Origin of the sequence: Vescimonas fastidiosa (assembly GCF_018326305.1) — a bacterium.
Lineage (GTDB): Bacteria > Bacillota > Clostridia > Oscillospirales > Oscillospiraceae > Vescimonas > Vescimonas fastidiosa.
The window spans coordinates 783,901-807,997 of record NZ_AP023416.1; the positions used below are offsets into that span (position 1 = coordinate 783,901).

The following is a 24,097-nucleotide window of genomic DNA, read 5'->3' on the forward strand; positions in this document are numbered from 1 at the left end:
ATACGAAAACGGAGGTAACGCAACATGAAGAAACGAATACTCAGTATCCTACTGACCCTTTGCATGGTGCTGTCTATGGTCACGCCGTTGGCTTCCGCTACGGAAGGCGGGCAGCCGGAGGGCAATACCCCGCAAACCCGGGAGCCGCTATCCCTGGAGGAGGGCGAAACCTATTGGTTTCAAATAGGGGGTATGATTAACGGCCTGTACAAATACTATGAATCGTTCGTTTATGTCGGAACGGTGAATTCCTATGTGCTCAGCGCCGCTTCGGCAGGGAAGGCCGATTCCTCCGCTGCCGCGTCGGCTGCAACGGACAGCGATGCGCCGTACGGTTATTGCTATGACCATCGCCTGTTTGTTTCTGCGGAGGCTTTGGAAATCGGTACGGATTGGAACGGACTGTATGGGGGCAGCGTTATTTTCGGAAAGCCCTTTGAGAGCGGCGGATTAACCTACACTCTGCGTGCGCCCACGGTGGGCAGCGGAGTTTTGGAGGGGGGTACGGTTATCCCGGAAAACAACGAATGGGATGCCATCCGGAATAAGGGATATATAAAAGGCAACGACTCTTATTGCTGGGGGCAGGATACCTTCGGCGAGGATGCCTCCAAGCGGTCGAGTCGCAGGTTTGATAACGGCGAGCTGAGATCGGAAGGAAACGATACCTGCATACGCCCTGTTCTGGAAATACCCGCCGAGCTCACGGAAAAGGATTTCAAGGTGGTCACCCTGGACCTTAACGGCGGCTATGTGTGGAGCACCGCCGGCAGGACTTCGGGGAAAATCAAAATCCTCGTAAAAGCCGGGCAGGACTTCTCTGCGCCTGTGAATTCCGAAATGTATTTCGCCACGAACCTGAAGAAAAACAACTTCCACTGGCGGGATGAAAACGGGAATATTTACCGAGTGGGCGACCCCGTCCCTGCCGAAGTAAATACCCTTACCGCGTGCTGGACCTTCGAGGAGAAGTTTTCCTTTGAAGCCGGCTCGACATACTATTTTAACCTCTCCGATGCCGGTATTCCCGGCAGCGCCAACACCGATTTTTACGGCGGCTCTTTGGACTGTGTTCCCTTTACCTATGCGGGAACGGTCGACACCTATGCTCAAAAGGACGGTTCCTCGGCAGGGGTCAACGGCAGCAGAAGCCTGCTTGTGGCAAACTACAATGTGACACGGGATGTGAGCTGGGACGAGCTGAATGAAAAGGGCTTTATTTTCGGAAAGCCTTTTGAGAGCGGCGGTGTGAGCTATACCATGCGCGCGCCCTCGGCGGGAACGGACAGCTATTTGAACAAAACGGAAGTGCGCGGCACTCCGTGGAACAACGAATGGGATACCATCCGTGTCAAGGGCGAGATCGACCCCGCAAGCCTCACCCGGAACTATATCAAAAATTGGCAGGGATCGCCCTCCTGGGGGCAGGATGCTTTTGCCGACGATACCTCCATGCGCGTATATCGGGGCGGCGAGGGGGCCGACAGCTTTGTAGGCGCCTCTCCGTCCTCCGGCACGGGTATAGGCTATCGCCCGATTCTTGAGATACCGGAGGAGATGGAAGCCGAAGATCTGAGGGCGGTAACGATCAACCTGAACAAAGGCAAGCTTGGCGGCGATACCGGACCTGTCCGAATGATCGCGCGGCAGGGGGCATCGTTTACGGCGCCCACAGCCAAGCACCTGACCGACTCCGAAGGCAATCCCGCTTCGGCAGACTTTATGTGGGTGGGCGACGACGGAAATACCTATGCCCCCGGCTCGACCGTGCCCGGAAATGTCAGAATGCTGGTGGCCCGGTGGTCGGAGGACAGCATCGGTATGCCTCCGGTTCCTTACCTGGACGAAAACGGTCAGATGCAGGGGTGCTTTACCTATACCGAGCTGACGAGCTATTTCGAGCCGGACATCAAAAATAACCCCTTTTATGATCTGCCGGCAGGGTGGTATGTAATAAGCGGCGATGTGACGGTCACCAGCCGTATCCGCCTGAACGGCGATGTGAAATTCATACTGACGGACGGCGCGCAGCTGGATGCAAAATGGGGCATTGACCTGGGGGCCGGCGACACCTTTACCATCTACGGTCAGACTGACGATGCCGAAACCATGGGTAAGCTGACGGCGTGTATTCCGGATGCCATCGATCTGTACGGAATTCCCAAAGAGGAAAAAGAGGAAGCCGAATGGATCTCTGAGTTCCGCAATAATACCCCCGGCATCGGTATGAAAAGCTACCATGCCAGAAGAGACGGAAGGACAAGGGGCGTTTCCCGGGATGAAGGAGATGTCATCATCAACGGCGGCCATATCAAGGTAAAGGCGGGGACAGGCGCTTCCGGCATCGGAGGGACCGGCGATATGCGCTATCCCAGCGAAGGCATAAAGGGCGGTAATATTACCATAAACGGAGGTATTGTCGACGCATCCACCGGAAGCTACCTTGCAAGTGCTCTCGACAGCGGAGTCGGGATCGGAACCAATAAATACGAGTTGGGCGGCAGCGTTACCATCAACGGCGGCGCCGTCATAGCCAAGGGCGTGGATTGCGGAATCGGCGCCGGGAAAGGCGGAAACATTACCATCAACGGCGGCGATGTGACGGCGATAGCCGGCGTAACAGAAGATTCGACTAGACACTACTGGCCGGAGGGCATCGGTATCGGTTTGTGGCATGATGGTACTGTAACCATAAACGGCGGTAACATCAACGCCTCCACTGTCTACAGCGGAGCGGGAATCGGCGGATATTATGCGGATGTCGCCATCCACGGCGGCAATATCGAGGCTACCGGAAGCGGAGAATCGAAATTTCCTCCCTCCGTAGGTATCGGCAGCGGAAAAAGCCTTCTGATCGACGGCGGTGTTATCCATGCGTACGGCAAAGGCGGTGCGGCAGGCATCGGCGGTGCAAATGTATGGAAAACCGAGAAATATTCTGAAAACGCGTCCCTTCTCATCACCGGCGGCGAAATTTACGCTTCGGCAGAGGGCAACGGCGCCGCTATAGGCGGAACAAGCGGCTTGGATTACGGATCGATCACCATTATCGGCAATGCCATTCAGTCCCTTACCAGCGAGTCCGGGCCCTGTATCGGTGCGTCGGCGGATAAAAGCGTCGGCGATATCACGATCACGGATGCCGATCTCCCTCTGTTTAACTGCAAATATAATCTTATCGGCGGCAACCCCCTTGAAGAAGGGAATAAAATTCTCATTCAAAATTCCCGTGTTATGTCCGTGAAAGGAAACGATACCTACTTGGGAATTTCCGTAGGCAATAACGGCACGCTCATTGTAGAAAACAGCGAAATAAGCCTGCCGAAGCCAAGGAGCATACAGGGCGGGGACGGATCGAGTATTATTCTTAAGAATTCCGAGATCCATACCTGCGGAATCTATATGAAATGTGCGGGTACGCTGAAAAAAGTAGAAATTACCGACTGCACCGTGGTAACGGGGGCTATGATCGGCGGCAATGCCGATAATGCCGCTGTGGGTGAAATCGTGATCCGCGGCAGCGACATAAGCATGGGCGACGATCATTACCCCAACCGCTGCTGTATCGGCAGCGGTAAGTATGCCTCCTTTAAAAGTATTGACATACAGGACAGCAAGCTTCATCTGCCGGTGGCTGTGGATGCTTCGGCAATAGGCGGCGGATGGTACACCTCATTTAAGGAAGACGCACGGATCCGCATTGCAAACAGCACGGTAGATGCCACCACTTACAGGCTGTGCCCTGCAATCGGTGCGGGCTATCATGCGACCGGCGACGCAACGCTGGAGATCATCATTGAAAACAGTAATGTGATCGCCAAAGGCGGCACCTTGCGCTCGGGCAACTCCGGCACATATGTTCCCGGTATCGGAAAAGACAGCTACAGCAAATGGCTGAATGTCAAAATCCAAATCACGGACAGCACCGTAGAATCCCTGTGCCATACTAAGGAATACGGGGAGGAACCCGATGACTACCGCATTTATGACGGCCTGCACGAAAAGAACCTGCCGGGTATTCCGGAGGAAAATATGACCTTCTGCGGCAGCACCGTCAACGGGAAGCGGTTTGACCATGACGTTGATGCATACGGCAAATGCCGTATCTGCGGAAAATACGATCTGGGATACTGCTATGAAAAGGGGCTTCTGCGCCTTTCCGGGCTTGAAAACTGCGTATTCGACGGAAGCGAAAAGAAGCTGACGAGGCTTGCCCACCGGACCGATCCGGAGGTGCTTACCGTTTTGGAGGAAGGCACGGACTATACCGTAACCTATAAAAATAATATATATCCGTATGCCCTTTCGCCGGACGATGCCGGGTTTGATTCCGCAAAGGCACCTAAGGTGACGATCTGCGGCACGGGAAGCTTTTGCGGCAGGGCGGAACACTGTTTCACCATCGGCGGTCAGGCGCAGCCGTCCTATACCGTAAGATTTGAAACAAATGGCGGCACGGCGATTGCCGACAGAACCGATGTGAAATGGACAAATCGCGTGCTGGAAAACATAGAATCTCCCAAAAGACCCGGGTATTATTTTGCCGGCTGGATGTGCGGCGAAACAGCCGTCCATGCGGCAACGACCTATGCCGACCTTGCAGGGGACGAGAGCGTTCGATCCGTCACGCTCACCGCCTTGTGGGAGCCAACCGGGTATCCCTGGGGCGAGATCCGCATTGACGAGCGCAACGCATGGCAAAGATTTCTGAATCTCATTTCCTTCGGTCTGTTTTTCCGGGAGGAGAAGACCGTGACCATTACCGCCGGGGATGCAAGCGGTGAGGATGTGGAGGTCGAATATTTTATCGGTGATAAGATGTACTTTGTGGGAAGCTGGGAGGGGAATACCTTTGCTCCCTACACCGGCCCTATCGGCATCGATGCGGACGGAAAATATGCCGTGTATGTAAAGCTCACCAATGCCTCCGGCAAGGTCACTTATCTAAGCTCCGACGGCTTTGTTATTGACACCACCGCGCCGGTCATCCAGGGCGTTGAAGCGGGTAAGGTTTATTGCGATGAAGTGACCGCTACCGTGATCGAGGAGAATATTGACACGGTTACCGTCGGCGGCGAGCCCGTTGCCCTTGACGAAAACAACCGGTTCGTCGTCCCCCCAGCAAACGGGGATGTGACGATCGTTGTCACGGATAAGCTCGGTCACCGGGCGGAAATCACCGTAACGGTATATGACGGGCACGATCCCGACCCTGACACCAACATCTGCAGTCACTGCGGTATTGCGGTTGCGGCGGATCTGAAGCTGGGCGATACGGTAACGCATTTCGGAACCGTTATCGAGGCATTGAAGGAAGCCTGCAAGCCGGAAAACTCCGGCTGCACGGTGAAGATCTGGGCGCGGAACACCATGCTGCCCGACGGATTTTATGCGGATACCGATGCCACGGGCTTCACGCTGGATCTTAACGGCAGGAGTCTCGGCGGTTATCCGCTGAATGTGGGCGGCGCCGGGCGCAGCGGCAAGCTGACGGTTATCGACACAAGGGGCAACGGCACCCTGGGCCTTGCGGTGAGAGACGGCGGCGAGGTGACAGCCGGCGGCAGCAAGGACACAGCCTATTCCATCGCGGTTTACGGCGGTACGCTTAAATTCACCGGCGGACATATAAATGCCAAAATGTGCGACCTCTATAACGGCGTGAAGCTGACGGATCTCCTCCCCGAGGGCTATGCCTATCGCCGCTACGACGGCATCGGAACGGAGTTTTCCGGGAGCAGCTGGGTTCCCCGTGCGGACGCCGAAAACAGAACCGGCTGGGCGGCTGCCGGGCGGTACGACCTTGCCGTGATGAAATGCGAGCACGCCGGTATGGATGCAGACGGCAACTGCCCGTATTGCGGGCTGAAGATAGCGGCGGCGATCACAAAGCCCGGTATTTTCAGGGGATATACAGATATCAATGAGGCAATTTCCGATGCGCAAAGCGATGAAAATTACGGCTGCGCCCTTACCCTTTGCAATGGCGAAGTCAGGTCTTTAACGCTGAGGAAAGGACGGCTGGCCCTTGAAATTCGGGGCGCCGCTGTCGACTATTGCACAATTAGCGGAGCGGATGTAACCATAGACCGCAATATGGACGCATGGGTCACCTTTACCGGCGGAAAGCTCAGCATTACGGGAGGTACATTCACCAATTATGTTAGCCTGAAAAGTAGTGAGGCTCGTATCTCCGGCGGTCAGTTCGCAGATATCGACATGACGGAAAACTCCAAAGTCAGCGTCCTTGCCGACTATCTGGGGGAGGGCCGTGCCTTCGCCGATAAGGACAGCGGCGACATCGTAAACGGGTATGTGACCAGGCTTAAAAATGTCACGGTCCTACCCCATGCGCATGACTGCCGCTGGAATACCGAAACCCACGAAAAGAGCTGCGTCTGCGGCTATGTGGAGACGACCGACAGTGACGCGCCGGTAATCTCCGGCATTGAAAACGGAAAGACCTATTACGGCGCTGCCGAATTCACCGTGACCGACGATAACGACTTTACCGTAACGGTGGACGGCAACCCCGTACTGCCTGAAAACGGCAGGTTTACCCTCGTGCCGGACAATGAGCAGCACACGATCGCGGCAACGGATGCTGCGGGCAATGCTGCCGTCATTACCATCAGCGTGATGAAGCTATACAGCGTTACGCTGCCGAGCGGCACGGGCTTTACCGCCACCGGTGCGAATACGGCCGGTCACGGCACCGACTATACATTCAAGGTGGACATTGCAGAGGGCTATTCCAAGACCGGAAGCTACCGGGTTCTTGTAAACGGCTCTGCGGTGGACGGCATTATGGGTGACGAAACCGGCGACACCTTCCTGCTCACCGGCGTGAGCGGCAGCATGACCATCACCGTGGAGGGTGTGGCGGATATTACTCCGCCTACGGCGGAAATCGCAGTCGGCACCAATAAGTTCAGCTCCTTTATGAACACGATTACCTTCGGCCTGTTCTTTAAGAAAACCCAGACCGTGACCGTGACGGCATCGGATGTAGGCAGCGGCCTTTCCAAGGCGGAATATCTGCTTTCCGAGACCGCATTTGAGGATAAGGACGCGATTGCCGGCGACTGGACGGAGCTGACGCTCACAGAGGGCACGGCGGCTTTCAATATTGAGCCGAGCAGAAAAGCGTATGTCTATCTCCGCGTGACAGATGTGAGCGGCAACATTACCGTTATCAATTCCGACGGCGTGGTGGTCTACACTGATGCCGAGGCGATCACCGAGGCAGTCAGCTTTACGAAGCTTGACAGTGCGGATGTTTCCTTCCGTGTCAGCCTTAACAGCAATACCGTGGCGGCGCTGTATAACGGGGACACACGCATTGACAGCAGCAGCTACACGGTATCCGCAGACGGAACCGTAACTCTTAAAAACAGTTACCTTTCCGGTCTTGCCGCAGGTGAATACACCGTCCGTGTGGCCTATAACCCGTTGGGTGAGGAATATAGGTCGGGTGACGAGCCTGCCATGACATCGGTGAAATTAACTGTGAGCAGGAAAACGCCGAGCATCCATCATGCGCCGGGCGATGCAAAGAACTACGACGGAAAGCCGATAGACGCTCCGACCTTTAACACCGATTCCGACGGCGTTTGGGCGGTTGAATACAAGCCTGCCGGGGCGGATGACTCGGCCTATACCGCAGCCGCGCCGAAGAAGGTCGGCAAGTATATAATCCGTATTACCACGGCCGAGACCGATACATGCAAGGCGGCTTCCTCCACGATGGCCTTTGAAATTAAGCCCAGAGAGGTGACTATCTCCGGTGTTGCGGTCGCTGACAAGGCCTACGACGGCAACGCAAACGCAAAGATTACCGCCGCCGGAGTAATAAACGGGCTGGTTGACGGCGATAAGGTCTCTATTGTAACCGGCAAGGCACTGTATGATGATAAGAATGTCGGCAGCGGCAAGACGGTCACATTCTATGATTTTGCCCTATCGGGAGAGGACGCTGCAAACTATGTGCTGTCGGCGCAGCCTGCAAGCACTACGGCGAGCATCGTGGAATATTCTGCTGACGGCAGCGAGTATGAGGTAAATTCCAACGACTGGATCAATAAAGACTTTGTTATCACGGCAAAAGCGGGCTACAAGCTCGGCCTGACCGATGCGGAAAACGGGGATTGGGCAGATTCCCTTACGGCATCGGAGGAAACCGATAACGGAAAGCTGATCTTCTTCGTGAAGAACACCGAAACCGGAGCTATTTCTGCACCGGTGATCGAGAGCTACAAGATCGACAAGACCGCGCCCAAAATCGTCGGCATCGGCAGCGGCGAGACCTATTATGTGACCAAGAGGGTCGCAATCGATGAAGAAAACCTTGCATCGGTCACCCTGAACGGCGAGGCTGTCGAGGAGGTGTTCCATCTGCAGGGCGACACGGAGGCAACCTATGTCATTCGCGCAGTGGATAAGGCGGGTAATGTGACGGAGTACACGGTCTATATGAAGCCGATTTCCTCCGTTAAGGAGGAAAATTCACCGGGGACGGGAGACGCAGGCGCTCTGACTCTGTGGATCGCTCTGCTCTTTGTCAGCGGTGGCGCTGTGACCGGCGCTGTGGCTGCAAACAAAAAGAAAAACCGCTCCGTGAAATAACGGGCGGCAGGAGAGGCAATTAAAAGTAACCGGTAAACCTATTCGCAGCGTACGCATCGGCGTGGAACTTTGCCGTGATAATCAATTCCGAACGGAGGGAAGAAGATGAAAACAGAGAAAAAACTACTCACAGGCACACTTTTGGCCCTTTGCACCGTACTCTTGTCACTTTGCATCGTGCTTGCCATAGGATGGAACAAAGCGGCAAAAGCCAACGCCGCACTGCCGGAGGTGCGCAATAACGGCACGGCGATTCAGTGGAAATACAGCGATGAAACCGACTGGCGCGACCTGGTGGCCCTTTCCGAGCTGCGGGGGGCTGCCGGGGAAAACGGAAAGAACGGCACAGACGGTAAAGACGGCTCTAACGGTGCCGACGGTAAGAACGGAATAAACGGCACAAACGGAAAAGACGGTATTAACGGGGTTGACGGCAAGGACGGCGTGAACGGCAAAAGCATAGAGGTGCAGCGCGCCGCAACCCACATCCAGTGGCGCTATGAGGGCGGCGAGTGGCAGGACCTTGTGGCGATAGCCGACATCACAGGCCCCACCGGGCAGAAAGGCGCAGACGGAGCAAACGGAAAGACACCGGAGTTCCGTGTTAATGAAAACACCCTGCAGTGGCGTTACACCGGCGACGAAATCTGGCTGAATCTGTACGATCTTTCCATTCTGAAGGGGCTTGACGGTGAGGACGGTGTTGACGGCAAAGACGGCAACACCCCCTTCATCGGCGAGAACGGCAACTGGCGGATCGGAGAAATCGACACCGGTGTAAAAGCCGCAGGTGTTAACGGCGAAAAGGGAGATAAAGGAGACACCGGCGAAAAAGGTGACAAGGGAGATAAAGGTGATAAAGGCGACAAGGGCGATGCCGGTCAGAACGGCGGAAGCTCCGGGTATTTTCATGCAAAAGCGTCAACAGGGGTGGCTACTCTTCAAAACCATCCTGCAAGAATTGAATTTAATGAAAAAATAAACAGAGGCGGCCTGATTTCAGCTTCCGGAAATGAAGTTATGCTGAAAAAGGGGCACATATACAATATCGTCATAAGCGGCTCTCTGGGAGTCAGCTCAAATGCTACCGGCAACACCGGTTATTATGGCATCCAAATGACAGACAGCAGTGAGGATGCAGATTTTTGCAGGAATATCACACGCATAAAAAGAGATGGAACAAAACTTCCGTATAGTAACGACTATCATTCCTTTAACTTCAACAGAATGTATGACGCATCAGCCAAGGATATAACATTGAAATTTTTATTTGAGCAATCGGAATACAATACACTTCTTATGGAGTTCATCGGCACCATTACCATAACCGCTCTTGACTGAGCCGACATACACGAAAACGGAGGTAATAGAATATGAAAAAACGAATACTTAGTATCCTGCTCACCCTGTGTATGCTGTTCTGCCTTGTGCCTACAAGCGTATTCGCCGAGGGTGAGACATTTAAGAATGTTGCAAATGCGGCGGAACTAAAAAGCGCTTTGGCTGACGACAGCGTGCCGGGTATCAGGCTGACAAGCAACATTGTTACCGGCGAGGCATTTAGCGTGACCCGTACCGTCACTCTTGATCTCAACGGATACATGCTGAAAATGACCGGAAATGATTCTGTTATCCGGGTGGAAAAGAAAAACCAAAAAATAGGCGACCTGACGCTTATCGACAGCAGACCCACAACCCAGCACCGTTTTAAAGCAGATGATAAAAACGGTCGGTGGCAGCTTGATGAAAACGGCGATATGCTCGTCAATGGCGGTATTATCACAAGCACCGGAACCGAACAGCGTTCCGGCGGCGGTGGAGTCGCTGTCTCGGCTGATACGAAATTCACTATGACCGGCGGTAATATAGTCGGCTGTGATTCCGATAAATTAGGCAGCGGCGTATATGTAAGCTTCGGTACATTCACCATGACCGGCGGCAGGATCGTAGGCTGCGGAAACGATCCCGGCATATATCTGGAAGTTTGGGCTATCATGAACGCTAACGGCGGCGAGGTTGACGCAACGGTGGCTCTCAGGGAGAACAGTAAGATCACCACCCGCGACGACCTTGCCGGGGTCACTGTCTTCAGAAAAAAGGTGAATGTATTTGATGCAGACAGCTACGGTGTCGTCAAATACGGTCTCTTTTATGTTCCGCCTTCCAACGGAACGACCCGTGAGATTGTTTACTTGGCTAACGGCGCGCCATATGCCGTGCAGATAATGTCTTCTGAAAGTTTAAACCTGGCTGTCGAGCCGGAAATTCCAACAAGCAACACCGGCAGCACCTTCCTCGGCTGGTATAAGGCAGACGGTACTAAGTGGGATTTTACAAGGGATGTTGTTAATGATCATATATGTGTTGCGGCACGATGGGATACGGCCCAGCAGTTTTCCGGTGTTGAAGTCGGCAAAACCTATTATTTTGATCTGTCGGACGAGAGCATTCCCGGTACGGTGAACGCTAATCTTCCCGATACCACATTACACTATGTACCCTTTACCTATGTAGGAACATTGGATGGCTATGTGCTGAAGCCTGCATCGGGCGGCGTACTTGACTCCTCTGACAAGGCTGCCAATACTGCAGACAGCAGTGCGCCTTACGGCCATGCATATCGGCACAGTCTGTTCATGGCTGATCATATACTCACAACAGACGTAAGTTATGATACGCTGAGCGCATCAGACTTTATTTTCGGTAACTCCTGCACTGTGAATGATGTTGATTATACTCTTCGTGCTCCTACTATCGGCAATACCTACGCCTTTTCTGCTTCCCAAGGTATTCCGGAGAACAACGAGTGGGATCAGATCCTTTTTAAGGATTCCGGTTTTATTAAAAATTTGTTGCTTGCAACGCCGTCATGGTCGGAAATCTGGGCATGGGGACAGGATACAAACACCAGCGGCAGTATAATCAGATCTGTGCGCAGCGGTCGTAATCAGCTTGGGGGGGCGCCCACAAGATTTGATACACATGTCGGTTACCGCCCCGTCCTTGAGCTGCCGACAGATCTTGCCGCCGACAGCCTGAAGACGGTTGCCCTTGCCCTTGGCGGCGGCAAGCTGGGCGGCAGCTCCGAGGATATTCAAATCATTGTGAAAAACGGCAGTGCATTTACCGCTCCCGCGTCTGGCGGGCTGACCCGCCCGGCCGGAAATACAGGCCGCTACTTTATGTGGCTTGGCAGCGATGGAAACCTGTACGCCCCCGGCGGCAGCGTTCCGGCGCTTGTAACCACGCTGACGGCGCAGTGGAAAGACACCGAAAAGCCCACGGGCGAAATTATCATAGGTGCCAATAAATGGCAGGAATTCCTGAATAAGCTCACCTTCGGCCTGTTCTTTAAGGACACGCAGACGGTGACGATAAACGCCGCCGACAACAGCGGAACCGTGTTTGTCTCTTATCTGGTGACCGATCGGGATCTTTCCGAAGAGGAACTGAAATCCCTCGTATTCAGCGGGTACGAGGAGCCGTTTGGCATAGACCCCAACGGGGAGCATATTGTTTATGCAATGCTCGTTGACGAGAGCCTGAACATAACATACCTTCGCTCCGACCGCGTAACGCTTGACAATGTTCGGCCGGTGATCTCCGGCATAGAGGCCGGCAAGACCTACTGCGAGGCGCAGACGGTCACCGTTGAGGAAAAGTATGTGGACACCGTCACCGTAAACGGCACGGCGGTCACGCTTGACGAAAACGGCAGCTTTACCCTCGCTCCCGCAGACGGCGAGCAGAAAATCGTTGTCACCGATAAGGCGGGCAACACCGCCGAAATGACCGTGACGGTCAACGACGGGCATACCGGCGGCAAGGCGACTTGCACCGAAAAGGCAGTTTGCGAGGTCTGCGGAAAGGCTTACGGTGAGCTTGACCCGAAAAACCACACCGACCTGAAGCATATCCCCGCCAAGGCGGCCACCGAGGATGCCGAGGGCAATATCGAGTATTGGTACTGCAAAGGTTGCGGAAAGTATTACAGTGACAAAGACGGCACCAAGGAGATCGCCAAGGCCGACACCGTAACGGCGAAGCTGCCGAAGTCTCCCCCCACCGGCGATACAAGCAGCCTTTCCTCGTGGCTTGTCCTGATGCTTGCCGGCGGCGGCGCAGCCACCGGCGCAGCGGCCCTCAGCAGAAAGAAAAAGCACGACAGATAACGGAATATACCCCTTACCCCCTTTCCCCGGCAAAGCAAAAGCGTCGTAGCGATACGGCGTTTGCGACTGTCGAAAAACCCTCCGGGTTTTTCCGACAAAAGGCTTGCGGTCTGCTGCGCGCATAATTTGTCCGTCTATGACGGACAAATTCCACACTGGCAGCCCGAGCTGTATTTTCTCTCACGCACATGTCGCGAGAGAAAATGATTATATTTCTTTGCCGTCTGCGGGCGGCAAACTCTGCGAGGCTTTTTGACACACTGTATGGCCGAAATGCGAAAACGCATTTCGGCCATCTTCCAATTATGGGGATCTTTTACGACTGCACCGTGATTACCAAAGCTAAAAGCGCAGGTCATAGACGCTGTCCAGCGGAATCCTTGTGCCGTCCTGCAGGAGGATTCGCCGGCCAAAAGTATCGACCTTTTTGACCGTGCCGGTTGCGGATACATATTGGCCGCCCGCTTTCCGCTCATCGGGCTGGAAGTAGATGATGGTGACTTTCGGTGCATCATCGAGGGCCTCTATGAGAAGCTGATATTTCCTGTCCAATGCGGTCAGCGCTTCCTCGTCAAGCTCGATCCTTTCGTCGGTCAGACGCCCGGTTTCCTTGATAGCGGAGTCGTAGCCCGTGAGGGCGGCGAAGGGAGCAAACTGCGCCGCCCGATCTGACATGGGCATCTGTGGCCGCGTCTTGGAGACGTGGTGAGGAAGCCCCATAATCTCGTCGTACCTATTGTTCATACGCATTCTGTATCTCACCTCTTAGATAAACTGGGATTGGTCATTCTTCTTTTTCTTCAGGAGTATCTTCATTTGGCTTGGAACTGATTTTTGAAACAATAATACCTGTGCAAGTAACAACTACCACACAAAGATACATTCCTATTCCTAATACACAAGCACTTCCATAATCCATACCATTGAAGAAATCTCCGCAAATGTCAGAAAAGAACATACCTATGATTGCGACTACACAGCCTATCGCAAAATATGTCCATACCTTTTTCATACAATCACACTCCTTCATCAAATTCCGATTAGTTTGATCCTTTATGCCTTATGCCCGCCGATCTGCGCATTACGGTCTTTCGCCGTTGCACCTTCTTCCAGATTCATTGCCTTGAGGATGGCGTTCTTTCCGTACTTCTTCTTGATGGCGAGAGCCGCTTTCTGGATTTTTCGTTCCCGTTCCAAGGCAGCGTCCTCGGCTTTCTGTTTTTCCTCTTCGGCGGCATAGTCGGTGAAGAGGTCGAGCTGGACAGCACCGCCGTTTTTCTTCGGCGCGTCCGCTTCCGGCAGGACATGATTTGCTACAACATACATACGGCGGACAAGCAGATTCTTGTCCACAATCCGGTCGAAGAGTTCTGACACAGCACACATTATTTTGCGCGTGGATGATGTGTGTTCGCCAAGGTTGATAGAACTGTGCGCCTGTTTGGGAATCTCCCGACCATAGGGGTCTTTCTCCACCGCGCCGTGATACCTTGCCCGCCGCGCCGGATCGGTCAGGTTCTCAATGTCATAGCCAACGGTAAGAACCATCTGATCGGTGACAAGCCCCTTGTCCACCAAGTCCAGCACAAGCAAGTCCGTCATTTCCCGGACAACCAGCTTCGCCTTCTGCGGCTCATAGGGGCAGTGCAATACCTGACCGGAGCTGAGGCTGTTGGAGCTGGGACGGTATGCCTTGATTGCTTCAATGGTAGTTGGCTCCCAGCCCCACGCATGGTCGATGAGCAATTCCGCATTCTTGCCGAAGAGCTTGTAAAGCAAGTCCTCGTTCCGCTCGGAACAGAGGGCAACATCGCCCATGGTGAACATTCCATTCTGTTCAAGTTTCTTGGCAATGCCTCGACCTACGCGCCAGAAGTCCGTGAGGGGCTGATGCGTCCAAAGCTCACGCCGGAACTTCATCTCATCCAGCTCCGCAATGCGGACGCCGTTCTTGTCGGCGGGGATGTGCTTCGCCACAATGTCCATTGCCACTTTGCAGAGGAAAAGATTCGTACCGATCCCGGCGGTTGCTGTGATGCCGGTTGTCTCAAGTACGTCGAGGATGATCTTCATGGCGAGGTCATGTGCCGAGAGCTTGTAGGTATTCAGGTAGTCCGTCACGTCCATGAACACCTCGTCGATGGAGTAGACTACGATGTCCTCCGGCGCAATGTACTTGAGATAGACCTGATAGATGCGGGTGCTGTACTCCATGTAGTACGCCATCCGAGGCGGCGCGATGATGAAGTCAATCGCCAGAGACGGGTTTGCTTGCAGCTCCGAGAAGAAGTGCGATGTGCCGTCCAGTCTGTGTCCCGGTGCGTCGTGCTGCCGCCCGACATTCGCTTCTTTCACCCGCTGCTTGACTTCAAACAGCCGCCCACGCCCGGAGATACCGTAGCTCTTGAGAGAGGGAGTAACGGCAAGGCAGATAGTCTTGTCCGTCCGGCTTTCATCCGCAACAACAAGATTTGTGTCCAGAGGATCCAAGCCGCGCTCCCTGCACTCCACGGAGGCGTAGAAGGATTTCAGGTCGATTGCGATGTATGTGTGTTGTTTCATCTTCTATACCTCCTTCCGCAAACTGGAAGTTGTCACTCTGTCAGTCGATTCTCCTCGCCCCAGACACAGAGCTGATCCAGCACAGTCATCAGCGATTTTCCTCGTTCCGAAAGCGTATATTCCACCTTCGGCGGGATCTGCGGATACTCGGTGCGGACGATCAGTTTGTCTGCTTCCAGCTCCTTGAGATTCATGCTGAGGGTCTTGTCGGAAATGGTTTTCAGATACCGTTTCAGCTCATTGAACCGCACGGTTTCAAACTCCATCAGACAATAGAGAATGACCATCTTGTGCTTGCCTGAGATCAGCGACAGCGTGTAGGCAAAGCCGGTGTCCTCAAAATTGGCGTTCTCAATATAGTTCTTTATCATTTGCTTTCTCCAAGGATAGTACCTGTCATAATTACCAGTACTTGAATTTCTGATTTTCCTGCGTATAATTATAAGCAGGATGAACAGTCCTGTCAATATGATCACAAGGAGGAGTTATCATGAGAACAAAATTGAAAAATACCGAAGGCATTTTCCCCATGCCGGTTCTGATGGTTGCAACTTACAACGAGGACGGCAGTGTGAATGTCATGAACGCCGCATGGGGCACCATGCAGGAACGGGACACCGTTGCGCTGAACCTCACCGAGACCCACAAAACTGTGCAGAACATCAAGGCGCGGGGCGCATTTACCGTCAGCATTGCCGATGCCGCCCACATGGTCGAGGCGGATTATTTCGGCGTGGAGTCCGGCAATAAAGTAGGCGACAAATTTGCCCGCAGCGGTCTGACCGCAAGCAAAGCCGAAGCCGTCGATGCGCCGGTCATCAACGAGTTCCCGATTTGTCTGGAGTGCAAGTTCATCGAGTATCAGAACAATGAGTATGGCTGCGGCGTCATCGGTAAGGTAGTCAATGTCACTGCCGATGAGAGCGTTATGGTGGACGGAAAAATTGATATGTCTAAAGTCAATGCCATCGCCTTTGACCCCTACACCCATGGCTATTACAAGGTCACCGAGCGCGTGGGTGAAGCGTTCCGCGACGGCTTGAAGCTGAAAAAGTAAGGTGTGCAAAGAAGGAGCTTTCGCATAAGCGAAGGCTCCTTCTTAAAATATGTGGATTTCACAAATCCTAATTTGTTTAGTAAATTCTTTTCCCAAACGCATACGCTTCCTGCAAACGCTCCGTCCTATCAAAGGGGCATCGGTGTCCGGGCGATCAGAATGACCGCCAGAATCGCGCCCACAAAGGCCGCAGCACCGATGATTGCCAACACCTTTTTGCTGAGTTTCTTCTTTGCTGCTTTGCAGATCAGCGCGACGCAAGCCATGCAGACAACCGCAGCCAAAAGTGCAATGCCCAGCGTTTCCCATAGCCAAGATAGTTCATATAGAATTCTCATGCGATCATCTCCTGTCCGTTAAACTTGAATTTTCAAATTAGTCTTTGCAAATAACCTTTGAACCTTCACCATCAATTACAATTCCCTGACGGTTGTTAATTGGGCATAGATTCAAATCCGAAAATTCAGTCATTATTTTCTCGGTAACTTTCTTAAATGGTGCTGTAAGATAATGCGGAAGAACATAGAAATCAATCAAATCAAGCCCTGCATCATCTTCTTGTGAGTAGTCCTCCGGCTTTTTATCCATTTGTTCAATATATTGGATAGTTGGAGCGCATATAATCGCACCCGCCGATTCACCGATCATCAGTTTTCCTTTTGCCAATTCCTGCTTCAATAGCTCATCCGTTCCCGTTTTACGGAGCTGGTCCATAAGGAAGAAAGAATTTCCACCAGTAAAATATATCACATCCGCATCTTCAAAAACGGACTGTATCGTTAAATAAGCCTCCGTTGAAATATCAATTTCCGTTACGGCTGCTCCCAGTTTATTGAATAGCTTTCGAGCCGAGCCGACATAACCGGTATAGCCTTCACGCAACGAAGCTGTGGGAATAAATGCGACTTTCTTGTTATCAATTTCTTCTTTTATCAAACTTCCTACACTTGAAAAGTGCGAACATAAAAACAGTTTCATCCATATCCTCCTTAATAAATTCGATTTGTACTCTTTTCAAAGTCCAAGTCCTTCAACCCACGCCGCAAGCTCCTGATGCCCGACGCTGCCCTGGAAGCCCGTATACTTTAAACTATTGTATCATAAATAATCAGCATTTTGAAGTGCGGATAAAAGGGACAATGAGCTTCACTGAAGGAAAAGCCGGTTATTTTAAAATTTTTATACACGGAAGAAGCGCAGAAAACGAGACGGGCAACCTGGCGGTTTTAGCCGACTTACCCGATTTTTCTGCTGAAATATGGCGTGCCGTTTTTCCGAAAAAAGAGTTGACAGAGGTATAGCGGCGGCACATGATATATCACAGATATATCATGTGGAGATGTTCCTGTGTCTCGGCTTACTCGACAGACGGCAGCGCTGCCGGAACAGGAAAGGCTTCCGGAGCGAATTTTGCAATTCGGGGACGGAAATTTCCTGCGGGGCTTCGTCCGTAATGGGCCCTTATAGGGCCTGGTCAAACCTCCGGCTTAGCCGGAGGTTTTGATTTTTACTGGCGTTACGGACATTCTAACGCGCCTATCTGTCACCGAAGTGTCACGCTTCGGTAGACGGTTAGGCTGTAGATCCCGGCAAGGTGTCAATATCGTCGCCCTGCCCGAAAAATCAGCCTACATCTGTGCGTGTGTATGATGGGGAAATATAGCAGCAGAATGAACAAATATGCACAAAGATTTTTCTGCTATATTGCCTATGCTTGTATAGGTTGACAATGTAGGCGGGGCATGTTAAGCTGAAACCAACGATCCGGTGAGGGTAAGTGCGGCACCGGTTTTTCGGCAGGCCGGAGCAGTTGGCGGCAGGCCCTAAGCCGGAGCGGCGGCTCTCGCTGGACGACCACCAAGGACCACCACGGAAAAGAAAGAGAAGAAAAGGAGAAAATTATGAAGCAACCAAAATCCCGTCTGACGACGAAGATTCTGGCGTTTGTCCTGATCCTCGCTCTCGTATTCCCGGCATCTGCCTTTGCAAGCGTTGCAGATGTGGCAAAGGACACGCGCGTCCCCGGCAAGTCCCTGGCGAATACCTACCCCGCATATACCGACATCGACTGGCAGATCTCCCTGGCGGAGGATGCCCAGGCGATGGTCACCGTTCCTACCAACATGACGAAGGAAGAGCTGGGCACCGCTTTGAGCGGCGACCTGACCCTGTCCCTGGACCGCGACAGCACCCGGGGCTATCTGAATCCTGAAAAATTCCCCTATCCCTATCAGGGCGGTAAGCTGGACACCTGGATGACCCAGTGGAAGCAGGACCAGCAGCCCCAGCCGATGTTCACCGTTACGGAGATGGGCATTTCCGTCGATGAGGCAGGCAAGGTCTCTCTGAAGCTGTGGATTAACATCAACTGCTACTTCGGTACCCGCTCCGGCAATGTGGATTACAGCGCCCCCCACAGCAACGGCGGTGCGTATCTAGACCTGTGCGGCTACTACACCCTGCATGTCACCGCCGGTGAAAAGGCGGTGGGCTCCGTTCATGCCAAGGTAGTTCCCTACGACAGCTTCCGCACCGTGTATGAGCTGTATGACGACATCGATGCCCTGGCCGCCATGGATACCGACCTGTATGTGGCCAAGGAGTCCATGGGCCATACCACCGTGGACGGCTATGATATGCCCTATCTGATCGTTGCCGACTCCAAGGCGTCTGTGGACAAGTGGCTGGCCTACACCGACCTGGTGGAGTCCGACCCCGACCTGGTCCTGACCAAGCTGGCCAACGGCGAGTTTAATGACCTGCGGGTCCCCATGTTCGCCTCCAATGTTCACTCCAATGAGAACGCCGCCGTCAACGGCATTCTGGAGTTTGCCCACCTCCTGCTGGAGAATGAGACCATCAATGTTAACACCCTGGATGGCTTCACCGAAGCCGGTAAGGCGCTGCTGGAACAGGAGATGGCCCGGCAGGGCGTGGCCGTTCCCAAGCAGATCAAGGATTTTGCCTCCTACATCGGCTTTATCCGCGGTGAAAATGGCTATAAGGCCAACGACAGCCTGTATTCCGGCCCGCTGAATCTGGCGGAATATTACAATGTCAAGGAAAATGAGGTCAATGTCAAGGAGCTGCTGAGCGATGTGTTCATGGTCATCGTTCCCGAGCAGAACATCGAGGGTTACGAGCACATGACCCGTACCTTCGGCCTGGGCTATGACCCGAACCGTGACGAGGCCAATCAGACCAGCTTTGAGGACTCCAACGCCATGGCCCTGGTGAATAAGTTCAACCCCATGGTGTTCACCGAGATCCACGGCCGCGTGGAGGCCATGCTCATTGAGCCCTGCACGCCTCCTCACGAGCCCAACTATGAGTACGACCTGATCGCCAAGCAGTTCATCCAGCTGGGTGAGGCCGTGGGTATGGGCGCCATCGCCAATAACCCCGACCACAACAGCTTTGAGATGCCCTATCGTGATTTCCTGCGGACAGACGATAGCTCTCCCTCCGGTGTGGCCTGGACCGAGCCCTGGGATGACATGACCACTGCCTACGGCTCCCAGTTCCCTGTGCTGATCGGTACCGCCGGTATCACCTGGGAGCTGCCCGTTTACAGCGACATTTCCTCCGAGCTGATCGTACCTTACGGTCTGATGACCCAGGCAATGTACATCCAGGAAAATAAGATCGACATGCTGACCATCCAGGCCAAGCTGTTCTCTCGGGGCGTCAACAACACCAACTCCAACGAGCTGGTGGGCCCCTGGTATGTGGACCAGTACGACCAGGCCGGTAAGCAGGCGGACCTGATGCGCCCTGTGTACAACGGCGAGGGCCAGAACGGCAACTTCTATCCCGAGTGCTACATCATCCCCATGGACAGCGTCAACCAGAAGAATCTGTACGATGCCGCTGCTGAGATGAAGTATCTGACCCGCAACGATGTAAAGGTCAATGTGGCTTCCAAGGCCTTCACCTACAACGGCGTGACCTATCCTGCCGGTACGATGGTGGTACCCATGTATCAGGCCAAGCGCTCCCTGGCCAACAGCCAGCTGTTCGACGGCACCTTCATCAATGTGTGGCAGGGCCTGTACTCCGAGAGCTTTGCCCAGCGCAGCAACGCCCGGGGCTATGACCGCATCATCGTGGCCGAGCCCGCCGCCTATAAGACCATTATGGACGCCTGCCCCGAGACCATCAGCTATAGCGAAGCCTTGACCTATCTGTCCACCTTCGCTGCACAGTTTGATGGCGTGAAGAACGCCGATGTCATCATCGACAATGTCTCCAACGACTCCGCCGCCGCCGTCAACGCGCTGCTGCGGGCCGGTAAGACCGTTGGCATGATCACCGAGGGTGCCGAGAAGGGCAACTTCATCTGCTCTTATGCGGACTTCCTCACCATCGCCGGGGACTATGTCATCACCGCCACCGGCGTATACGGCGCAGGCTACAAGGCCGCCGTGCTGCTCAATCCCCAGGTGTTCCTGCCCGGCAAGCCTGCCAATAACACCTCCGGCTATGTGGAGGCCACCCTGCGCGCCGGCTCCTATAACTACCGCTTCGACTGGCTGGCTCTGACCGGCATGGGCTTCACCATGACCGAGGACCTGGCCAAGGCCAACGTCATTGTGGGCTCCCAGAAGCTCAGCGACGAGGCCCTGGGCGCAGTGAAGGCCGGCACTCCCTACATGGCCTATGGCACCGCCGCTTTCAGAGGAAACGACAACTTCCTGCGGGGTCTGGGTGTGGCACTCAGCGCCTGCGACATGGGCACCGACTTCCTGGGCCGCGTGCTGTATCCCAACAACACCCTGGTCAACGCCAACTACATCAGCGAAGGTGACGATGTAATGTACATGTATGGCACCAACTGGTTCACCGAAATTCCCCAGGGTGCCACCGTTCTGGTGCAGAATGCCGGCAAGGATCCGCTCCAGGGCTGCATCTGCCTGACGAGTGATGAGCTCACCGAGCAGTTCGGACGCTTCAACAATGGTGTGGTGGGCTTCGAGTATCAGAGCGGCAATCTGGATCTCGCCCTGTTTGCCAATGTCCTGAACCACAAGACGCACCAGACCGATGAGTACAGCTTCATCAGCAACTTCATCTTCTCCCGCAGCCTGACCGCCTCCGCCTATGAGGGCGTGAAGCAGCCTGCCGATCCCGGTACCGTGAATCCCGGCACTCCCGGCGATACCGGCAAGCCCGATGCCCCCAAGACCGGCGATACCGGCAACATCATCGTTTGGGTCCTGGCCGCTTCCTTCACCGTGGCGATGATCCCCGTGACCGTCACCCTGAAGCGTAAGAGCCGCTAAAACCATGCGGAGCCCACGCAGGCCCGTCCAACTGTCTATGACGGCTCCCGCTGCGCTCCCCACGGCATAAAAGAGGAGACCCCGGACGAGGAATATAGCCCCCTTAGTGCAGACACTCGAAAAATCGAGGCTGCGCTAAGGGGGCTTTTTATGGGACGCCGCGTTTAGTCGGCTTCCCTGAAAATATACCTCACAAGCGGAGCGGCACGCATCCGCTTTCTGCTTATATGCTATGCTTCGCCTGCGTGCCGATTCTCGTCCCTGTCCACAGCGCCGTTCTAAATTTTCGCATCCACACGCCTCTTGGCCACCCAGGCGATCACAAAGGTAAGGACCTGGGCGATCGGCACGGCAAGCCAAACGCCGGTCAGCTTCAGCACGGGCGGCAGAATCAGGAGCATCAGCAGCGTGCAGACCGGCTCGGCATACACCAGAAGGTAGGAAAGTTTGTTCTTTTCCGTTGCGTAAAAGTAGGATGTTGTAATGCGGACAAACGCCAGACAAAGCAGCGTTGCCAGGAAGAGCGGCAGGTATTGAATGACCCCGGCATTTGCCTCCTGGGACGCACCGAACAGCGTGCCGACCTTTGCTCTGGCGAGATAGACGCCGGCCATGCAGACGGCCGTGACTACGATGGCGGTCACATAGGCCAGCTTTCGGGTGGCTCGGACGCAACGGTGGTCACCCTTTCCGTAGTACTGGCTGATCAGCGGCTGACTGCCGTCGCCTACCCCTTGCAGCAGCAGATAGAGGATCGAGGTAATATAGCCGATGCAGCCGTAAACCGCCACCGCCTGCTCATTCCCGTATAGCAGCAGGAAGCGATTTATAAACAGCATCGTGATCGTAGAAGAAAAGGTCAGTCCGAAGGGCGAAATGGCGACGGTGAGGACATTTTTCCAGAGCCTGCATAGCTCCCGCGGCCCCGGCAGACAAAACCTGCTCTTTTTCACAAGAAAGAAGAGGACCGCCACGATCATGGTCACGGCCTGGCCGATAATGGTGGCCCATGCGGCGCCGGCCATTCCCCAGCTCAGAGCCCACACGAAGGCATAGTCCAGGGCGATATTGGTTACAAATCCGAGGATCATGGCGATCATGGCGACGGTCGCGCCGCCCATATTACGGATAAACGGGACGAAGCCGGTTGCCAGTAGCTGAAAGACGGCGCCCAGTGCAATGACGCGGGCATAGGAAACGCAGAGCGCCAGCATATCGCCTCTTGCGCCCAGCAGATACAGAATCGGCTCGGCAAAGGCAAATAAAGTCGCCGTCAATAAAGCGGCGGCAATCAGCATCAGCAGCGTTGTCCCGGAAAAGCACTCCTGCCGCTTTTGGGTTTCCCCCTGTGCGCTCAGGATCGCAAAGCGAATCGCCCCCGACAGCCCAAGCCCTGTGCCGATGGCACCCACCAGCGCCGAAATCGGATAGCCCAGGGTAATAGCGGTCAGTCCTGTGTCGCCGAGGCTTTGCCCGATAAAAAAGCCGTCGACAATGGTGTAAACCCCCGACAATGCGAACGCGAGGATGGAGGGAATGACATGGGAAAAGTATTTCTTATTCAGTGCGGTGTTCATTTGCCTGGGTCTCCATTTCTTTTTCAAAAACAAGATTGAATAGGGTGATGGCATCCGTCATCTGCTTCATACGATCTGCGCCCATGATGTCGAACACCCGCTGCTCCAGCGTGTGCAGCGGGGAAAGGACTTCCGCTGCGTAGAGCCTTCCTTTCTGCGTCAGGTACACCTTTTTCTCCCGGCGATCCGACTTGCCGGCTTGAAGGGAAACAAACCCTTCCTCTTTCAGCGCCCGCATGACGGTGCTGACCGTTTGCTTCGACAGTCCGGTGTAATCCGCTATGTGCTTTTGCGTGATAGGCGCGTGTGCATCTATGGCATATAAAACGATTACGCGGTACTGATTCTGCCCTGCGGCGGCGCACCATGCCGTGTACAGCGCGTTTGTCCGTCCCCACGCTTCCCACATTTTATCTTCGCTGCGTCCCACGGCTATTCCTCCCTATATTGGTATTTGTAAAGACTATTATAGGGCGCTTTAACGGAAAGTCAACCCTGTTTTGGAGCAGATAGAAACCACCGAGTGCGGTCCATAATCCGGCCATGCCGGTTAGATTCGGCAGTATAGCAGCACCGGGGAGAAGTGGATGCTAAGCGGCGACATCGCAATCTTTTTTTGCAGTCGGTTACCGGATGGAGATGCAGCTGCAGCCGCGGCGGCGGAGAGACGCCTTTCCCGAAGGCACACAGACCGCGCCGCAGAGCCTTGCCCTTGCGGACAGGCGGGGATTTGCCTGCAAACCAAAGGCAAAACGCCCATTTGTTCACAATTTGTTTACATTTTCTCTTGCATTTGTCCTCACTTTTGAGGACAGACGGTGC

At 54.1% G+C, this 24,097-nt stretch carries 14 protein-coding genes; 6 read left to right on the forward strand and 8 right to left on the reverse strand.

The annotated features are described in order from the left end of the window. Window positions 1–24: 24 nt before the first annotated feature. The 3 genes from KI236_RS11085 (at window position 25) to KI236_RS12185 (ending at window position 12,797) form a co-directional block, all read left to right on the forward strand. Window positions 25–8,625 (forward strand): YDG domain-containing protein, encoded by an 8,601-nt coding sequence (locus KI236_RS11085; protein WP_212821874.1) that lies wholly within the window; start codon window positions 25–27, stop codon window positions 8,623–8,625. 105 nt (window positions 8,626–8,730) lie between these two features. Beyond that, entirely contained in the window at window positions 8,731–9,966 is a 1,236-nt protein-coding gene (locus tag KI236_RS11090) for a collagen-like protein (protein ID WP_212821877.1), read from the forward strand. 32 nt (window positions 9,967–9,998) lie between these two features. Beyond that, entirely contained in the window at window positions 9,999–12,797 is a 2,799-nt protein-coding gene (locus tag KI236_RS12185; protein WP_228738150.1) for a pectate lyase-like adhesive domain-containing protein, read from the forward strand. A gap of 342 nt (window positions 12,798–13,139) precedes the next feature. Here KI236_RS12185 and KI236_RS11100 read toward each other — a convergent pair whose 3' ends face one another. Genes KI236_RS11100 through KI236_RS11115 form a run of 4 tightly spaced genes read right to left on the reverse strand, consistent with a single transcriptional unit; the run spans window position 13,140 to window position 15,730 of the window. Next, on the reverse strand, window positions 13,140–13,541 hold the full coding sequence (locus tag KI236_RS11100; RefSeq protein WP_212822040.1) for a hypothetical protein: 402 nt from the start codon (window positions 13,539–13,541) through the stop codon (window positions 13,140–13,142). A gap of 40 nt (window positions 13,542–13,581) precedes the next feature. Continuing rightward, a complete protein-coding gene (locus tag KI236_RS11105) occupies window positions 13,582–13,809 on the reverse strand; it encodes a hypothetical protein (RefSeq protein ID WP_212821879.1) in 228 nt (75 codons plus the stop codon). Window positions 13,810–13,850: 41 nt separating this feature from the next. Next, window positions 13,851–15,359 carry a Y-family DNA polymerase gene (locus KI236_RS11110; RefSeq protein WP_212821881.1) on the reverse strand — a complete coding sequence of 503 codons (1,509 nt, stop codon included), beginning with the start codon at window positions 15,357–15,359 and terminating at the stop codon, window positions 13,851–13,853. Window positions 15,360–15,391: 32 nt separating this feature from the next. Continuing rightward, complete coding sequence (locus tag KI236_RS11115) at window positions 15,392–15,730, reverse strand: winged helix-turn-helix transcriptional regulator (RefSeq protein ID WP_117495876.1); 339 nt, start codon at window positions 15,728–15,730, stop codon at window positions 15,392–15,394. Window positions 15,731–15,849: 119 nt separating this feature from the next. Between KI236_RS11115 and KI236_RS11120 the strand changes: the two genes are divergently transcribed. Further along, entirely contained in the window at window positions 15,850–16,416 is a 567-nt protein-coding gene (locus KI236_RS11120; RefSeq protein ID WP_212821883.1) for a flavin reductase family protein, read from the forward strand. Window positions 16,417–16,544: 128 nt separating this feature from the next. Here the strand turns inward: KI236_RS11120 and KI236_RS11125 are convergent, their stop codons facing one another. Together KI236_RS11125 and KI236_RS11130 are read right to left on the reverse strand one after the other, a co-directional pair. Then, a complete protein-coding gene (locus KI236_RS11125; protein ID WP_212821885.1) occupies window positions 16,545–16,754 on the reverse strand; it encodes a hypothetical protein in 210 nt (69 codons plus the stop codon). A 37-nt stretch (window positions 16,755–16,791) separates the two neighbouring features. Next, window positions 16,792–17,394, reverse strand: a complete 603-nt coding sequence (locus KI236_RS11130) for a Type 1 glutamine amidotransferase-like domain-containing protein (RefSeq protein ID WP_117570197.1) — start codon at window positions 17,392–17,394, stop codon at window positions 16,792–16,794. 161 nt (window positions 17,395–17,555) lie between these two features. On the opposite strand from KI236_RS11130, the gene KI236_RS11135 reads away from it, so the two are divergent. After that, window positions 17,556–17,717: a hypothetical protein gene (locus tag KI236_RS11135; protein WP_212821887.1), complete on the forward strand. Its 162-nt coding sequence runs from the start codon at window positions 17,556–17,558 to the stop codon at window positions 17,715–17,717. 600 nt (window positions 17,718–18,317) lie between these two features. Continuing rightward, window positions 18,318–21,698 carry a M14 family metallopeptidase gene (locus tag KI236_RS11140; RefSeq protein WP_212821889.1) on the forward strand — a complete coding sequence of 1,127 codons (3,381 nt, stop codon included), beginning with the start codon at window positions 18,318–18,320 and terminating at the stop codon, window positions 21,696–21,698. Between the two features lie 278 nt (window positions 21,699–21,976). Here the strand turns inward: KI236_RS11140 and KI236_RS11145 are convergent, their stop codons facing one another. Then, entirely contained in the window at window positions 21,977–23,275 is a 1,299-nt protein-coding gene (locus KI236_RS11145) for an MATE family efflux transporter (RefSeq protein ID WP_212821891.1), read from the reverse strand. Then, a complete protein-coding gene (locus tag KI236_RS11150; protein WP_212821893.1) occupies window positions 23,256–23,705 on the reverse strand; it encodes a MarR family winged helix-turn-helix transcriptional regulator in 450 nt (149 codons plus the stop codon). Before KI236_RS11150 ends, KI236_RS11145 begins: the two co-directional genes overlap by 20 nt. Window positions 23,706–24,097: the final 392 nt, after the last annotated feature.

Coding starts and splice junctions, on each gene's coding strand:
- KI236_RS11085 (WP_212821874.1), top strand. CDS start 25: ATGAAGAAACGAATACTCAGTATCCTACTGACCCTTTGCATGGTGCTG.
- KI236_RS11090 (WP_212821877.1), top strand. CDS start 8,731: ATGAAAACAGAGAAAAAACTACTCACAGGCACACTTTTGGCCCTTTGC.
- KI236_RS12185 (WP_228738150.1), top strand. CDS start 9,999: ATGAAAAAACGAATACTTAGTATCCTGCTCACCCTGTGTATGCTGTTC.
- KI236_RS11100 (WP_212822040.1), bottom strand. CDS start 13,541: ATGAACAATAGGTACGACGAGATTATGGGGCTTCCTCACCACGTCTCC.
- KI236_RS11105 (WP_212821879.1), bottom strand. CDS start 13,809: ATGAAAAAGGTATGGACATATTTTGCGATAGGCTGTGTAGTCGCAATC.
- KI236_RS11110 (WP_212821881.1), bottom strand. CDS start 15,359: ATGAAACAACACACATACATCGCAATCGACCTGAAATCCTTCTACGCC.
- KI236_RS11115 (WP_117495876.1), bottom strand. CDS start 15,730: ATGATAAAGAACTATATTGAGAACGCCAATTTTGAGGACACCGGCTTT.
- KI236_RS11120 (WP_212821883.1), top strand. CDS start 15,850: ATGAGAACAAAATTGAAAAATACCGAAGGCATTTTCCCCATGCCGGTT.
- KI236_RS11125 (WP_212821885.1), bottom strand. CDS start 16,754: ATGAGAATTCTATATGAACTATCTTGGCTATGGGAAACGCTGGGCATT.
- KI236_RS11130 (WP_117570197.1), bottom strand. CDS start 17,394: ATGAAACTGTTTTTATGTTCGCACTTTTCAAGTGTAGGAAGTTTGATA.
- KI236_RS11135 (WP_212821887.1), top strand. CDS start 17,556: ATGAGCTTCACTGAAGGAAAAGCCGGTTATTTTAAAATTTTTATACAC.
- KI236_RS11140 (WP_212821889.1), top strand. CDS start 18,318: ATGAAGCAACCAAAATCCCGTCTGACGACGAAGATTCTGGCGTTTGTC.
- KI236_RS11145 (WP_212821891.1), bottom strand. CDS start 23,275: ATGAACACCGCACTGAATAAGAAATACTTTTCCCATGTCATTCCCTCC.